Here is a 13879-nt window from a genome sequence, read left to right on the forward strand (position 1 = left end):
ACGGCTCTGCCATCGATGCCGGTCGGGTCGTGGCGCCCTCTCCGACCGTTGCCGTGTGCGTATGCCTATGCGACCCACTGCCAGCGGGTCAGCGGGTCAGCGGGTCAGCGGGTCAGCGGGTCAGGAAAGTGTGCCGTTTTGCTGTGCCACCAGGCACTCCACCAGCGCACGCACCTTGGCCGGGCGAAAGCGCGCGGGCGGAAACACCGCGTGGATGCCGCCCTGGGGCAAGGTCCAGCCGGGCAGCACCTGCACCAGGCTGCCCGCGGCCACGTCCTCGGCGATGGCGTAGTCCGGCAGCACCGACAGGCCGGCGCCGGCCAGCACTGCGGCGCGCACGGCCAGCGTGGCATCCAGCCGCATGACGGGCTGCCACTGCACGGTGTGGGGCGCAGCCGATGGCGCGGCCTGCGCACTGGTGAACTGCCAGCGCCCCGGTTCGCGCAATGCGGTGTTGGCCACAAAGGGCAACGCCGCCAGGTCCTGCGGGCCGGTCAAACGGTCCAGCTGCGGCTGCCACCGGGGTGCGGCCACCAGCAGTTGGCGAAAGCTGCCAATCTGCCGTGCCTGCAGCTGCAGATCGGTGAGCCAGCCGACGCGGATGGCCAGCTCCACATCGCCGGCCATCAGGTCGTGGGTCTGGTCGCTGAAACGGGCATCCACCTGACACTGCGGGTAGCGTGCGGCAAATGTGGCCAGGGCCGGCACCACCACGCTGATGCCATAGTCAAACGGAGCCGTCAGCCGCAGGGGACCGGCAATCTCAACCGCCGAGTCGGCCAGTTCGCTGAAGGCGTTTTCTGCATCGGCCAGGATGGCGGCGCAGCGCTGGTAGAAGGCCTGGCCCGCTGCCGTGGGCTGTACCTTGCGGGTGCTGCGCACCAGCAAGCTGCTGTGGAATTCGCGCTCCAGCCGGGCCACCTGCTGGCTGACCACGGCCTTGGTGATGCCCAGGCGTTCGGCAGCGGCGGTGAAGGAGCCGGTTTCCACCACGGCCGCGAAGTAGGCCAGGCGCTTGAGGTGGTTCCAGCCGCCGGGCATGGCTTGATTGTTTGCTTCAGACATACAAAGTGTTTGCTTCGTGTGTATTTTTCAATCAATGCAGTCTACCTACCATGCAGGCATTGCACCACCCCGCATGGGTTGCAGACGCAGCGCTCCCCGGCACACCCGCTGGCAAACCTTGCCCGCGCTGCCGCACCCATGCCCTACCACCGAGGAGTTGAAGATGAGCACACGCCGCCACTTTGTTCGCACTGCTGGCCTGGCCGGCATGGCCACCGCCTGGGCCGCCACCGGCGCAGCCGCCTGGGCCGCCGCACCCCGTGCATCCGGCGCACCGCTGCGCTGGCAGCACTTTCCGGCCAATGAACAGGGCTTTTCCCGGGCCCCGGTGCTGCTGACAGGCGCACGCGATGCCGTGCTGATCGATGGCGGCTTCACCCTGTCGGACGGGCGGGCGCTGGCCGATGCCATCCGCGCCACCGGCAAACGGCTGACCACCATCTACATCAGCCAGAGCGATCCGGACTACTACTTCAGCCTGGCACCCGTGCGTGCGGCCTTTCCGCAGGCCAGGGTGCTGGCCGCCTCCGACACCTTGCGTGCCATCCACGGCAATGTGGAGAAAAAACTGGCCACCTGGGGCCCGCAGCTCAAGGACAACGGCCCGCAGAAGCTGGCCGATGTGGTGATGCCCGAAGCGTTTGATGGCCCGGCGCTGACCCTGGAAGGCCAGCGCATCGAGGTCGTGCCGGCCGAAGGCCTGCCCAACCGCCGCTATCTGTGGGTGCCGTCGCTGCAGGCCATTTTCGGTGGGGTGATGGTGTTCTCCGGCCTGCATGTGTGGACGGCCGACACCCCGACCCCGGGTGCCCGCAGCGCCTGGGCCCACACGCTGGACCGCATGCTGGAGTGCCAGCCTGCCGTGGTGGTGCCGGGCCACATGGCCGCCGGCGCACCGCTGGGCGCCGCAGCGCTGGCCTACACCCGCGACTATCTGCGCCACTTCGAGCGCGAAGCCGCCAAGGCCGCCGACAGCAAGGCCCTGATTGCCGCCATGACGCAGCTGTACCCGCAAGCAGGCTCGCCCATGTCGCTGGAACTGGGGGCCAAGGTGGCCAAGGGCGAAATGCAGTGGGGGTGATGCAGAGCGGGTTGATGCAGACCGAAACGCGGCCGTCGCAGCGGCCATGACGGCAAGGACAGCGCGACTTGCTGCGAAAGCTGCGGCAGCGCCGCCGAGGTTCAGCCGTTCAGCCCGCCGCTGCGCGCCCGGTCATGCAACCGGCACGGGTGGGTGCGCAGCGGCGCGCGGCGCCCGCCGAGTTCCGCTGCTCACGCCTCCCGCCCAACCACCAGCCCACCTTCGGGCAGCGGCAGTGCCGTCTTGTAGCGCACCTGCTTGAGGGCAAAGCTGGAGCGGATATTGGCCACGCCGGGCGTGGTGGTCAGGTTGAGGATGAAAACCTCCAGCGCCTTGATGTCCGGCACCAGCACGCGCAGCAGGTAGTCGGCGTCGCCCGTCATCAGATAGCACTCCATCACCTCGGGGCGCTCGGCGATGGTGGCTTCAAAGTGCTGGAGCGCTCCCTGCACCTGGCGCTCCAGCGTGACGTGGATGAACACGTTCAGGTGCAGGCCCAGCAGGTCCGGGTCCAGCAAGGTGACCTGCTGGCGGATCAGGCCCATCTCTTCCATGGCCTTGACCCGGTTGTAGCAGGGCGTGGGCGACAGGTGCACGGCCTTGGCCAGCTCGGCGTTCGTGGTGCGCGCATCGGCCTGCAGCGCATTGAGGATACCGATGTCGATGCGGTCCAGCTTCTTCATGGGATAAAAATTCTCAGCTTCCGGTAAAGACCAGAATTATTCACCTGCTTGCGCCACATTCTGCAGTGAATGCAGAAACAAAATCTGGGCCTACGTGCGCAGAATTCCGGGTTTTCCCGTGGTGCGTGGTGCACCGCGTTCCCCTCCCGCCCTGCGGCGCTGCTGCGGCGCACCACGACAGGGGAAACCGTCGTACCACGCACACCGGACCCCGGTTTTCCGCTTCCGTCTTTTGCGTCCGCTGCATGTCGTCCCGCCCTTCTGGTCTTGCTTCCGGCACCCCGTCTGCCACGCTCTCCGCCGCCTCCCATCTGCCTGCCGCGCGGCACTTCGCGCTGCCCACCGCCTGGAAAAGCCATGCCGGCCTGCTCACGCTGCTGGCGGCGATCGCCATCTGGGGTTGCAACTGGCCGGTGATGAAGGCCGGGCTGAACCATGTGACGCCCATCTGGTTCTCGGCGCTGCGCTTTGCCACCGGCGGGCTGTGCCTGTTCGCCATCCAGATTGCCGGCGGCACCCTCAAGCTACCCACCCGGCGCGACTGGCCGCTGCTGGCCAGCATCGGACTGCTGCAGATGATGGCATTCACCGTGCTGGGCGCCATCGCCATGACGCAGGTGCCTGCAGGTCGTTCGGCCGTGCTGGCCTACACCACACCGCTGTGGGTCACACCGATCGCCGTGCTGGTGTTCGGCGAGCGCCTGTCGCGCCTGCAGACCACCGGCCTGCTGCTGGGCCTGCTGGGCCTGATGGTGCTGTTCAATCCGCTGGCCATGGACTGGAGCGACAGCGCCGGCGTGCAAGCCAATCTGATGCTGATGGGTGCCTCCTTCCTGTGGGGCATGACCATCCTGCACCTGCGCTATTACAAGGGTGACTCCAGCGCCTACCAGCTGGCCCCCTGGCAGATGCTGCTGGCCACGGTGCCGCTGCTGGCACTGGCCTATGCGGTGGAAGGCCCGTTCACCGGCGACGGCAGCTGGGCGTTGTGGGAAATCGTGCTGTATGTGGGCCCGGTGGCCACGGCGTTCTGCTTTTGCGCGGTGAACGCAGCCAGCATGCATTTGTCGGCCACGCGCATGTCCACCGCCATGCTGGGCGTGCCGCTGATCGGGCTGCTGGCGTCCACCTGGTTTCTGGGTGAAAGCCTGAGCCTGTCACTGGTGCTGGGCGGTCTGGGGATTGTGGGCGGCATTGCCGTGGTCAGCCTGGGCGCACGCCGCGCGGTGGCGCCGGTCGGCACACCCGCAGGCAAGGCCACACTACGCTAAGCCAAGGGGCAGTGGCCACAGAACCGTGGCCCCCTCTTCTCCTCCCGAATCTTCTCCCCTTAAGCCTGGCTCTCGCCGGGCACCCCGGCCCCCAGGCGCCCCAGCAGGCTGCCGGCAGCAAAGCGTGCCCGCGCGCAGCGCAGCTGGGCGGCAGCCTGCTCCAGCTGCAGCTGGCCCACCCAGGAACGGGCGGGGTCGTCCAGGCTGATGCTGTGCAGCCCGCAGGCCATGTGCACCACCCAGCCCGGTGCGGGGCCGGCGCTGCGGTCCTGGCTTTGTGTGTGCAGCAGGGGGCGGCCCATGGCCTGCACCACCCCGCCCAGTGACACGCGCTGCGCCCATCCGTCGGCATTCACCCGGCATGACAGCAGCTGCAGCTGCAACGCCCCCTCCACACCGCTGCGTCGGCGCTCCGGCAGCACAAAGGCGGCCACCCCGGTTCTGGCCGTCTGGTCGTTGATGGCCCGGCACAGCTGGGCCAGCCGCTCGCCCCCTGATGCGGCGGCAGGCAAGGTGCCCAATGCCACCGGTGGCTGGTCGCCCACGGCCAGGGTCAGCCCCGCCGCAGCGGGCAAGGGTGCCGCCACAGCGGCATCCAGCCCCCAGGACTGCACGGCATAGCGCAGGGCCGACAGGCTCTGCGCCCGCAGATTGGGCAGGCAGGCCAGCGCGACGCCGCCCGCCTGCCCGGCCAGGGTGTCCAGCAGCCCCTCCTGGCGGTGCAGGGCGCCGTCGAGCAGGCTGTGCCCGGCCACCACCGTGGTGCGGGCAATGCGGTCGATGTCCGCCACGCGCAGATTGATCTCCTGCTGGGCCCGGGCACGCGCGGGCCCGGCCACATCGCTGTTGCTGGCCTCCACGGCCAGCGCATGCATGCGGGCCAGGTGGGCCTGGACCCGGGCCATGGACTGCTCGGCCGTGTGGACCAGCACGCGGGCGTCCTGGCTGCGGTACACCGCTGCCATAAAGCCGTGCAGCGGCAGGCGCCGGTGGTGGGGGGCGTCCGCCCCCGGCCCGCTGGCTGCTGGCGGCAGTACAAAGCGGCCTGCGGGCGCAGGCGGGTTGATGGACATTGGCACGCTCCTGAAGACAAAAAACCGGTCGCTGCGGACAACCGCCGGAGGTGGTGCAGTGCAACCCCGATGGCGCCGGACGGGACGCATCGCACCCTTGGTCTCGACTTGGAACCATCATGCCGCGCGCGGCCTGCCCGGCCCCTGCCTCCAATCCGGCCCGCAGGGAGCAATGGCCTGCTCTGCGACCGGCGGGCACAAGGCCACCGGCCACACCAGGTCCTGCGCCGCAGGGCAAACCCCGCAAGACTCGTAAGCCGCCCCACCAGGCCGGCACATCCCCCGCCCGCCTGTCCATGCGTGCCCCGCGCAATGCCCAGTGGCCGTCCACGGGCATTGCCTGTGTCTGGCCACCGGATTTGTCGTACATACGTACGATTCGCCTTTTTCGTACAAGAGTACGAACATGCGAATTATTGACAATGGAAAGTGGAACCCATGGCTGAAACGGCTGCGGCGCTGCCCCCGGTGCGCCGACTGAGCGGCGCCCTGTATGGCGTCTTTGTACTGATTGGCATTGCCACCTCGACCTGGGTCACACGTACCCCGGCGCTGCGCGATGCCCTGGGCGCCAGCACCGAGCAGATGGGGCTGGTGCTGTTCGGCTTTTCCGTGGGCTCGATGCTGGGCATCCTCAGCGCCAACGCCGTCACGGCACGGCTGCAGGCACGGCGCACCATTCTGCTCGGCACCTGCCTGGTGCTGGGCGGCCTGGCGCTGATGGCGGCAGGCGCTGCCCTGGCCAGCCTGTGGTGTGCGTTTGCCGGCTTTCTGTGCTTTGGCCTGGGCATTGGCTGGTCGGACATTGCGATGAACGTGGAATGCGCGGCGCTGGAACGCCTGTACCAGCGCACGCTGATGACCACGCTGCACGGCTGCTTCAGCCTGGGCACGCTGCTGGGCGCCGCCCTGGGCATGCTGATGGCCTATCTGCAGGCCCCGCTGCTGCTGCATTGGCTGGGCGTGGCGGCGCTGGCGTTGCTGGGCGTGCTGCCGCTGGTGCGGCATATCCACAACCACAGCGCGGCGCCCGCGCCTGCTGCGTCCCATGCACATGCCGACACCGAACCCGCGCCCGGCCCGGTGCTGAGCGCGCTGCGCGAGCGGCGCGTGCTGCTGATCGGCCTGTTCATTCTGGGCATGGCGCTGGCCGAAGGCGCGGCCAACGACTGGCTGCCGCTGCTGATGGTGGACGGCCATGGCTTTGCCGAAGCCCAGGGCACGGTGATCTACCTGCTGTTCACGCTGGGCATGGTGGTGGGGCGTTTTTCCGGCCACCGCCTGCTGCAGCACTTTGCCCGCGTGCGCCTGATGCAGGCCAGCGCGCTGGCCGCCGCCCTGGGTGTGGCGCTGGCCATTTTTTCCCCGCTGCCCTGGCTGGGCGCGGCATCGGTGCTGTTCTGGGGCCTGGGCGCGGCGCTGGGCTTTCCGCTGGCCTTGTCGGCTGCGGGCGAAGGCCCTGCCGCCGACAGCGCGCGCCGCGTGGGCGCCGTGGCCAGCCTGGGCTATGTGGCGTTTCTGGTCGGCCCGCCAATGCTGGGCTTCCTGGGGGAGCACTGGGGCCTGCGCCTGGGCATGCTGCCGGTGCTGGCCATGGCGCTGGTGGCCACCGTGCTGGCCATGGTGCTGCAAGCCTGGGCGGCGCGCCGCACGGCCACCGGCGGGGCCGCGCAGCAGACGGCGTAACCCGCTGGCGGCGTGGGCACATGTGACTAAGTGAGAGCGCGAGTGACCGCATGACAAAGCGAACGCTCAGGATCCGGTGAGGCACATTGCGGCCCGGCACGGTGGCAGTTGCAGGCAGCACCAGCGGGGTGCCATGCAGCGGTCAGCGCTGCGGGGAGCCGCTGCCGGGATCTGCAACACCGCTACCGGCCCCGTCTTCTGCGCCTGCGGTCTGCCCCCCGCAATAGCCCGGCAGCGCCATGGCGGTGATGTGGGCCTGGATCAGGGTGCGCGGCAAGGGCTGGGCGCCCAGCACGTTGTGGATGGTCATGCCTTCGATGCAGGCATCCAGCAGCCGGGCCGTTTCGGCGTGGAACTGCAGCCGCAGCGCGGACTGGCTCTGCGCCATCCAGCGGTGCATCACGGCGCGGTAGTCGGCGCTGCGCGCTGCCATGGCATAGAGCTCGAACGACAGCAGCAGGTGCGCCGTGGTGGGCCAGACCTCGCCGCAGATCAGGTCCACCACGGCCTCGCAGGCTTCGGTGGCGTTGTGTGCTGCCCGCATGCGGGTGTGGAAACCGTCGCTGATGTGGTCGGTGAACTGGCGGAAGGCGGCCAGCAGCAGATCGTCGATGGTGGGAAAATGGTAGGTCAGCGTGCCCGGCGACAGCTGGGCCTGCGCCGCGATGCGGCGGTAGGTGGCGCCCTGCACGCCCCACTCGGCAATCACGTGGTAGGCGGCGTCAATGGCTTGCTGGCGGGTGTCGGTGGCGGGCATGCGGGGCGTTGCGCGGCAGGCCGCGGCGGGGAAACAGGTGGGGCCATGGTACTGCAGCACCCGAAGACCGCCACCGCTGGCGCGGATTGCGGCCGACGCTATGGTTTTGTGGGCATGTGCCCGACCGTTATCCGGGCATGCGGCCTGGTGTTCAGAACACCCCCAGCGCCAACCCGGTGGCCAGCGCTTCGCCCAGTACGCGGCAGGCGGCCAGATCGTCTGCCGCGATCTGCTTGGGCGCCAGAATGGCTTCCGGCGTCTGCGCATGGGTGCAGACAATGAGCGGTTCGGCCACGGCTTTGAGCCGCCAGCCGGTGGCGATGCGCGCCATCTGCCGCGCGGCATTGCTGCCGTCACTGCCGGCGCAGACCAGGCTGGCATAGGGCCGGCCCTGGATGCGGTCCAGCACCCCGTAATAGCTGCGGTCGAAAAAATCCTTCATCAGCCCGCTGATGGCGGCCAGGTTTTCGGGCGTGGCAAACAGGTAGCCGTCCGCATCCAGCAGATCCTGCGGGCCGGCGGCGGTGGCGTGCAGCAGGCGCACTACCACCTCGCCGCCGTTCTGGGCACCGTCGCGCGCGGCCTCCACCATCTGCAGGGTGCCACCGGTGAACGAGTGGTAGACGATGAGCAGGGTCTTGGGCGTGGACATGGCTGCCAGCATACGCCGTCGCGGGCGCAACGGCGGTGCGAGGCGGCCTACATTCAGTGCGCAATCCGGTGCACGCCAGACAAGGAAGCGGGTGCGTGGCGGGGGGGCCGGCGCCGTGACAGGCAACGCGCGCACCTTTACGGGGCTGCAGCACGCTGCCCGGCGGTGCGCAAACCCGCAGCCCGCACGGCATGCGGCCCTGCATCCGGTGCGTCGATCCCGTGCCGCCCCCTTGACCATCGACATCCCCTCCCATATGCCCACCTGCTTTGCGGTGCGCCATGGCATGGGGCCGTGCACTGCACCAAGATGGCACTGCGCAAGGTGGCACGTGGTTTGCATAGAGGCAGACATCACAACCAACTGAGGGACTTGCCCCATGAAACTGACCCGACTGTCCGCCTGCCTGGCTGCAGCCTGCCTGTGCTCCACCGCCTTCGCACAATCGTCTGTGCAACTGACCGGCCTGGTCGATATGTACGCCGGCTCCATGCAACTGGCGGGCGCCGACCGCGTGAGCCAGGTCGGCTCCGGCGGCCTGTCCACCTCCTGGTGGGGCATGAATGGCACGGAAGATCTGGGCAATGGCCTGAAGGCCGGCTTCATGCTGGGCGCCTTCTTCCGTGGCGACACCGGTTCTCCCGGCCGATACGACCTGGCCTTTGGCGAGTCCTTCTTTGCCCGCGACGCCAATGTGTCGCTGAGCGGCAGCTTCGGTGCCGTGAAGCTGGGCCGTTCCTCGGCCCCCAACTTCCTGCCCAGCGTGTTCGCCAACCCGTTCGGTGACTCGTTCACCCTCTCGCCGCTGATCCTGCACGGCAATATGTGGACGGGCTATACCGACGCCGCCCTCAAGACCTACAACACCACCGCTTCCGACACCGGCTGGAGCAACCAGATCGTCTACTCCTCGCCCAGCTTCGGCGGCCTGAGCTTCAATCTGCAGTACCAGTTTGGTGAAGTGGCCACGGCCAACAGCAAGAAGAACGTGGGTGCCAACGCCACCTACCGCAACGACGGCCTGATGCTGACCGGCTTCTACGAACGCGCCCAGGTGAAGAATCCCACTGGCGCCCTGCTCTACACCGATGGCGGTGCCAAGGCCAACTGGATGCTGGGTGGCTCCTATGACTTCAAGGTCGTGAAGGTCTACGGTACCTACGGTCAGTCCGAAACCAAGGACAACACCAGCTACGAAGGCAAGACCGCCACCCTGGGCCTGGATGTGCCTGTGACCAAGGCCGGCACCTTCAAGGCCGCCATTGCCCAGACCAAGATCGAAGCGCGCAACGCCACCACCGGCGTGCTGGTCTTCGACGGCAAGCGCACCACCACCACGCTGGGCTACGACCACTTCCTGTCCAAGCGCACCGACCTGTACGCTGCGCTGATGCACGACAAGCTGACCGGCTCCGATTACGGCACCAGCTTCGCCGTGGGCATGCGCCACCGCTTCTGAGCCTGTGAAGCCGGGCCTGGTGCTGCACCGCAGCGCCTGGCCCTTGCCTCTACCGCCGCCCTGCCCTGCAGGGCGGTGTGCTTTGGGGACCTACAGGACCGTCAGGCGGTTGTCTGACAGACGACAGGCGGCGTGCATGATGCAATAAGAGGCCTAGCCATCACCCGTGAGGTGTGACATGCATACCCCCAACGCTCCCCCTCTGCACCGCAAGCCCGACCGCGGCCAGGGCCGCCATCCTGTGCTGCTGTTCATCCTGGTGGCCGCCCTGGCCCTGGGCGCCGCAGCCTCGCTGCTGTGGGTGGATGTGGTGGCCCAGTCCGCCGACGCATTGAATGTGAAAGACCCGGCGACGCTGCTGCCACCGTGATCCGGGTGTGCGCTGCTGCACCACCCGCACAGGGACGCATCCCTGACCCCGCTCCCACTGCCTTGTACCGGCACCAGGCGGTGCACAGGCGCACCACGGCTTGCGCCATACCAATGTTGTGCATTCCGCACTGACGGGCACCATGGATCAAGCACGCGCGCGCTGTTGCACTGCCGTGGGGCGGTGAGGCAGCCGCATTGCAAAGTTTTTTTCAGCGCCTGAGCGCAGACCGGCGCCGGAAATGGCGCTATGCCATGCCTACCCGGACCTCTCAGCTCCTGCTCCCGCAGTGCCGCCGGGCGCGCGCCCTGCCTCGGCTTTCCGCTTCACCTCATCCACTGGCGCATGCGGCGCGCTGGCGACTTGCTGGTGCATGCCAGCGCTTGGCCGCGGTGGTCCCCAACGGCGGCAGGCATCTCAGGGCCGGGTTGGCTTGTCCTGCAGCACATCCAGGCGCCGCGCCAGGGTCTGTGCGGCGGAGGTAGCGCCGGCCGACTCCAGCCGGCGGCGTTCCAGTTCCATCCAGGCCATCAGCGGGCGGCGCCAGCCTTGCGGCGTGGCCGTGGCATCCACCACCGGCCACAGCGCTTCCACGGTGGTGCGCCCGGCACGCAGCGCCGCACCGCTGGCCACCAGGCGGGCCGTAGCATCCGGCACGGCCTGCAGCTGGGCTGCAGTGACTGCCTCCCCCTGCGCCAGCGTGGCGGCCACGCCCTGGTGCTGTGCGGGCAGCAGTGCCATATCGCCGCTTTGCAGCGCACCGTACAGGTAGCGGTGGTAGGCCTGCTCCGCCGGTGCGGCGTCCTGCGCATACGGTGTGTAGCCGCTGCAGTCGTCCCAGTCCAGGCTGGCCACCTGCAGGGCGCAGCGCATCAACGCCAGGCGGGCCATCAGTGCGGGCTGGCCGGTCTGGGCGGCTTCGCTGCGGGCCTTGCCCCATTCCAGATCGGCCACCCTGCTGGCGCCTTCCAGCTGGGCCTGCATGGCGCGGCGGGCGGCGTCACTGGCGTTCAGCGACCATTCCGGCACCGGCTTGGTGCTGCAGGCGGCCAGGGCCGCACAGAGGGCGAGCAGGCCGGTGCACAGCACCCGCTGCGGTGCACGGCAAAGGAAGCGGGTGGCGGTGCTCATGGCAGTTGCAACTCGGGTTGACGGGCAAACGGCCATTTGCGCTGCAGGTCGGTCATCATGGTTTCGATCTTGCGCAGATTGGCTTCCACTTCGGTGCGCAGCTCGCCCAGATCCTGGGTGGCGCTGTTCACATTGCTGCCGATGCTCTGGGCTTCCACCAGCACGGCGTCCATCTTCTTGAGGCTTTGGCGCGCATCGGCCAGCAGGCCGTTGAGCTCCAGCACCGTCACCTTGACCTGGGGCATCACGCCATCGGCATCGAACACCTGCCGGTCGGCCCGCTGCACCATGCGGTCCATGCGTGCCAGCACCTGTTCGGCCCGCTCCAGCACCTGGCCCACGCGCCGGGCATCGGCCTCGTTGCCCATGACGGCGCCCAGCACCCCGTTCGGACCCTGCATCTTGTCGGACAGGCTCTGGATATGTTCCAGCGACTGGCCCAGTGAGGAATCGGAGGCCGTCATCTGCGACAGATTGGCCAGCAGTTCCTTGGCACTGGCCATGATCTGCGGGATTTCGGCCGTGGCATCACCACGCAGCACCGGGCGCTCAGCGCCGGGCGGCAGCGGCGGATCGGTCAGGATGCCGCTGTAGGCCTTGATGGTGGTGCCGCCCACAATGCCTTTGACCAAGGTGAACACACTGCTCTCGCGCAGCCAGTGCGCGTCCTTGCTCTGCACATCGATCAGGATGCGCACCATGCCGTCCTTGGCCAGTTCGATCCGGTGGACCCGGCCTATGGGAAAGCCCGAGAAGGTCATGTCCATGCCCACCACCACGCCTTCGGAGTCATCGGCCGTCAGCACCAGCGACTGCGTGGGCTCGAACACGCCGCGGGCATACATCAGGTAGACCAGCGCACCCAGCACCAGCGCGCAGGTCAGCAGCAGCAAGGCGGCGGCCTTGCGCTCCAGATGGGCCACGGGGCGCAGCGGCGGGGTGGCGGGGCCGGCAGACGGCTGGTCCGGCGTCGGGCTAGAGGAAGGCGGAATAGGTTGCATCAGTAGTAGTTGCCCATCAGCGAGGCCATTTCAATCACCAGCAGCACAGCGAACATGCGCGCCAGGCCCGAGAGCTCCTGCCCCGGCTGGCCGGCGCGCTGCGCCGTCTGCTCGTACAGGCCCGAGGCCATGGGAATCAGGGCAATCGCCAGGCTGAAAAAGAAGGTCTTGAGCACAAACAAAACGGTGACCGGGGGTGTGAACACCTGGCCGAACAAGCGCGTGAAGATCGGCAGGCCGGCGGTGTTGAAACCGTAGACCGCCAGATAGGCGGTAACGGTGGCCACCGCACAGGACAGTGCCGCCAAGGTGAGGCTGGCATAGATGCTGGAGAGTACCCGCGGCAGCACTTCCTCCCGCAGCGGATCGCGCCCGGCGCGCTGCAGCGCCTGCAGATGCCCGTTCTCGCGCAGCAAGGCCAGTGCCGTGCCGTTGGGAATGGAGCAGCGCATGGCCACGAACAGCGCGGCAGTCAGCGGAATCAGCTCCAGCACCAGCACCCGGATCACCATTTCCAGCGCATAGCGCGACAGCCCGTAGCTGGCCGCCGTGACCACCACAATGCGCGTGATGACCAGGCAGATCAGCGCCGCCAGCACCGTGAAGCCCAGCAGAATGGGCACCGTGTCGGCATACACCTGCCGCAGCAGCAACTGCCTGCCCGTACGGCCATAGGAAGACGGCGAGAGCAGCAGCACCCCGCTGGCCGCACCCAGATAGAAAATGCGCCCCCAGGCCCGCACCGTGCGCAGTGCGGCCCGCCACGCGTTCAAACCCAGTCGGCCTGTGCTCAGGTGATGCTGCATGCGCCCATCATAGGCAAGTTGTGTGCAGGTACCAGCCAGACAGGATGCCGTCCCCCGGCGCTGGGGCACAGGCAACGCCCTGCTCGCGATCGACACCGTCACAAAATCCTCAAGAAACGGCGCCGTGTGCCGAAATAAGAGGTAATTCGTGTTCGCGCCAAGTCTAGGCGGTGCACGCGGCCCCGGTGCTCATCCCATCGGGGCCTTTTTCTGTGCGCTGTGCCAGCGGAGCGCGTCCACACCGGCCTGCCCCGGCCTGGTCTAGCCCTGCAGCGGGCTCCTGGCGCGCACCGCTGACACACACAAGGCACCAAGCGGTAAAGCATTGGCGCGTTTCCATCTGGAGTGGCGGGAGGAAAAGCCGTTCAGTGCCCCGACGCCACCGAGCACCCGTGAAGCCTGCACACCCTTTCGGGGTATCCAATCGGCTCCAACAGGCAGGCGTTCCGCAGACCACCGCACGGAAACGCCACCGCATGTGCAGCATGGCTTGCGAACGAGGGAGGCAAAAACAAAAAAGCCCCTTGACGAATCAAGAGGCTTTTTCTATTTGGGGTGGCTGATGGGGCTCGAACCCACGACAACAGGAATCACAATCCTGGACTCTACCAACTGAGCTACAGCCACCGGAAGAGGTTTGCCAAGAAGAGGCTTCTTGGGATTTTCTTTCCAGAGCGACCTGCAGACAGACCGCGCGGGAAAGAAGAAATTTTGGGGTGGCTGATGGGGCTCGAACCCACGACAACAGGAATCACAATCCTGGACTCTACCAACTGAGCTACAGCCACCGGAGGAGATTGCTATTGTATCGCGCTTTTCAGAACCCCCGGAGAGATTCTGAAAT

General features: G+C 67.6%; 13 protein-coding genes and 2 tRNA genes. 5 read left to right on the plus strand and 10 right to left on the minus strand.

Features of this window, described 5'->3' with window-relative positions; all coding sequences use genetic code 11:
• Positions 1-120: 120 nt before the first annotated feature.
• The gene (locus tag CT3_RS14025; protein WP_066533550.1) at positions 121-1065 is read right to left on the minus strand and encodes a LysR family transcriptional regulator; all 945 of its coding nucleotides are present in this window, start codon (positions 1063-1065) and stop codon (positions 121-123) included.
• A 163-nt stretch (positions 1066-1228) separates the two neighbouring features.
• On the opposite strand from CT3_RS14025, the gene CT3_RS14030 reads away from it, so the two are divergent.
• Positions 1229-2146: an MBL fold metallo-hydrolase gene (locus CT3_RS14030; protein WP_066533995.1), complete on the plus strand. Its 918-nt coding sequence runs from the start codon at positions 1229-1231 to the stop codon at positions 2144-2146.
• A gap of 191 nt (positions 2147-2337) precedes the next feature.
• Here the strand turns inward: CT3_RS14030 and CT3_RS14035 are convergent, their stop codons facing one another.
• Positions 2338-2829 (minus strand): Lrp/AsnC family transcriptional regulator, encoded by a 492-nt coding sequence (locus CT3_RS14035; protein WP_066533551.1) that lies wholly within the window; start codon positions 2827-2829, stop codon positions 2338-2340.
• Positions 2830-3074: 245 nt separating this feature from the next.
• On the opposite strand from CT3_RS14035, the gene CT3_RS14040 reads away from it, so the two are divergent.
• The gene (locus tag CT3_RS14040) at positions 3075-4100 is read left to right on the plus strand and encodes a DMT family transporter (RefSeq protein WP_083520262.1); all 1026 of its coding nucleotides are present in this window, start codon (positions 3075-3077) and stop codon (positions 4098-4100) included.
• Positions 4101-4159: 59 nt separating this feature from the next.
• Here the strand turns inward: CT3_RS14040 and CT3_RS14045 are convergent, their stop codons facing one another.
• Positions 4160-5173, minus strand: coding sequence for a flagellin N-terminal helical domain-containing protein (locus CT3_RS14045; protein WP_066533555.1), 1014 nt, complete (start codon positions 5171-5173; stop codon positions 4160-4162).
• A gap of 438 nt (positions 5174-5611) precedes the next feature.
• Here CT3_RS14045 and CT3_RS14050 point away from each other — a divergent pair, with 438 nt between their 5' ends.
• Positions 5612-6859, plus strand: coding sequence for an MFS transporter (locus tag CT3_RS14050; RefSeq protein ID WP_083520264.1), 1248 nt, complete (start codon positions 5612-5614; stop codon positions 6857-6859).
• Positions 6860-7001: 142 nt separating this feature from the next.
• On the opposite strand, the gene CT3_RS14055 is transcribed toward CT3_RS14050, so the two are convergent.
• Positions 7002-7616, minus strand: a complete 615-nt coding sequence (locus CT3_RS14055; protein ID WP_083520265.1) for a TetR/AcrR family transcriptional regulator — start codon at positions 7614-7616, stop codon at positions 7002-7004.
• 151 nt (positions 7617-7767) lie between these two features.
• Complete coding sequence (locus CT3_RS14060) at positions 7768-8268, minus strand: flavodoxin family protein (RefSeq protein ID WP_066533999.1); 501 nt, start codon at positions 8266-8268, stop codon at positions 7768-7770.
• A 379-nt stretch (positions 8269-8647) separates the two neighbouring features.
• On the opposite strand from CT3_RS14060, the gene CT3_RS14065 reads away from it, so the two are divergent.
• Positions 8648-9727: a porin gene (locus tag CT3_RS14065; protein WP_066533557.1), complete on the plus strand. Its 1080-nt coding sequence runs from the start codon at positions 8648-8650 to the stop codon at positions 9725-9727.
• A gap of 178 nt (positions 9728-9905) precedes the next feature.
• Entirely contained in the window at positions 9906-10097 is a 192-nt protein-coding gene (locus tag CT3_RS14070; protein ID WP_066533559.1) for a hypothetical protein, read from the plus strand.
• Positions 10098-10514: 417 nt separating this feature from the next.
• Here CT3_RS14070 and CT3_RS14075 read toward each other — a convergent pair whose 3' ends face one another.
• From CT3_RS14075 to CT3_RS14095, 5 genes are all read right to left on the minus strand, one after another.
• On the minus strand, positions 10515-11228 hold the full coding sequence (locus tag CT3_RS14075) for a hypothetical protein (protein WP_066533561.1): 714 nt from the start codon (positions 11226-11228) through the stop codon (positions 10515-10517).
• Positions 11225-12229: an MlaD family protein gene (locus CT3_RS14080; RefSeq protein WP_083520266.1), complete on the minus strand. Its 1005-nt coding sequence runs from the start codon at positions 12227-12229 to the stop codon at positions 11225-11227. Before CT3_RS14080 ends, CT3_RS14075 begins: the two co-directional genes overlap by 4 nt.
• Entirely contained in the window at positions 12229-13035 is an 807-nt protein-coding gene (locus CT3_RS14085) for an MlaE family ABC transporter permease (protein WP_083520267.1), read from the minus strand. The genes CT3_RS14080 and CT3_RS14085 overlap by 1 nt, the downstream gene beginning before the upstream one ends.
• 551 nt (positions 13036-13586) lie before the next feature.
• Positions 13587-13662, minus strand: a tRNA-His gene (locus tag CT3_RS14090).
• A gap of 85 nt (positions 13663-13747) precedes the next feature.
• Positions 13748-13823: transfer RNA gene (locus CT3_RS14095), tRNA-His, on the minus strand.
• Positions 13824-13879: the final 56 nt, after the last annotated feature.

This window comes from Comamonas terrigena NBRC 13299 (genome assembly GCF_006740045.1).
GTDB classification, from domain to species: Bacteria; Pseudomonadota; Gammaproteobacteria; order Burkholderiales; family Burkholderiaceae_C; genus Comamonas; species Comamonas terrigena.

What these genes read in the sequence shown, in the direction of transcription:
- CT3_RS14050 (WP_083520264.1), top strand. Translation starts at nt 5,612, where the DNA reads ATGGCTGAAACGGCTGCGGCGCTGCCCCCGGTGCGCCGACTGAGCGGC.
- CT3_RS14030 (WP_066533995.1), top strand. Translation starts at nt 1,229, where the DNA reads ATGAGCACACGCCGCCACTTTGTTCGCACTGCTGGCCTGGCCGGCATG.
- CT3_RS14045 (WP_066533555.1), bottom strand. Translation starts at nt 5,173, where the DNA reads ATGTCCATCAACCCGCCTGCGCCCGCAGGCCGCTTTGTACTGCCGCCA.
- CT3_RS14065 (WP_066533557.1), top strand. Translation starts at nt 8,648, where the DNA reads ATGAAACTGACCCGACTGTCCGCCTGCCTGGCTGCAGCCTGCCTGTGC.
- CT3_RS14060 (WP_066533999.1), bottom strand. Translation starts at nt 8,268, where the DNA reads ATGTCCACGCCCAAGACCCTGCTCATCGTCTACCACTCGTTCACCGGT.
- CT3_RS14040 (WP_083520262.1), top strand. Translation starts at nt 3,075, where the DNA reads ATGTCGTCCCGCCCTTCTGGTCTTGCTTCCGGCACCCCGTCTGCCACG.
- CT3_RS14025 (WP_066533550.1), bottom strand. Translation starts at nt 1,065, where the DNA reads ATGTCTGAAGCAAACAATCAAGCCATGCCCGGCGGCTGGAACCACCTC.
- CT3_RS14035 (WP_066533551.1), bottom strand. Translation starts at nt 2,829, where the DNA reads ATGAAGAAGCTGGACCGCATCGACATCGGTATCCTCAATGCGCTGCAG.
- CT3_RS14055 (WP_083520265.1), bottom strand. Translation starts at nt 7,616, where the DNA reads ATGCCCGCCACCGACACCCGCCAGCAAGCCATTGACGCCGCCTACCAC.
- CT3_RS14070 (WP_066533559.1), top strand. Translation starts at nt 9,906, where the DNA reads ATGCATACCCCCAACGCTCCCCCTCTGCACCGCAAGCCCGACCGCGGC.
- CT3_RS14075 (WP_066533561.1), bottom strand. Translation starts at nt 11,228, where the DNA reads ATGAGCACCGCCACCCGCTTCCTTTGCCGTGCACCGCAGCGGGTGCTG.
- CT3_RS14080 (WP_083520266.1), bottom strand. Translation starts at nt 12,229, where the DNA reads ATGCAACCTATTCCGCCTTCCTCTAGCCCGACGCCGGACCAGCCGTCT.
- CT3_RS14085 (WP_083520267.1), bottom strand. Translation starts at nt 13,035, where the DNA reads ATGCAGCATCACCTGAGCACAGGCCGACTGGGTTTGAACGCGTGGCGG.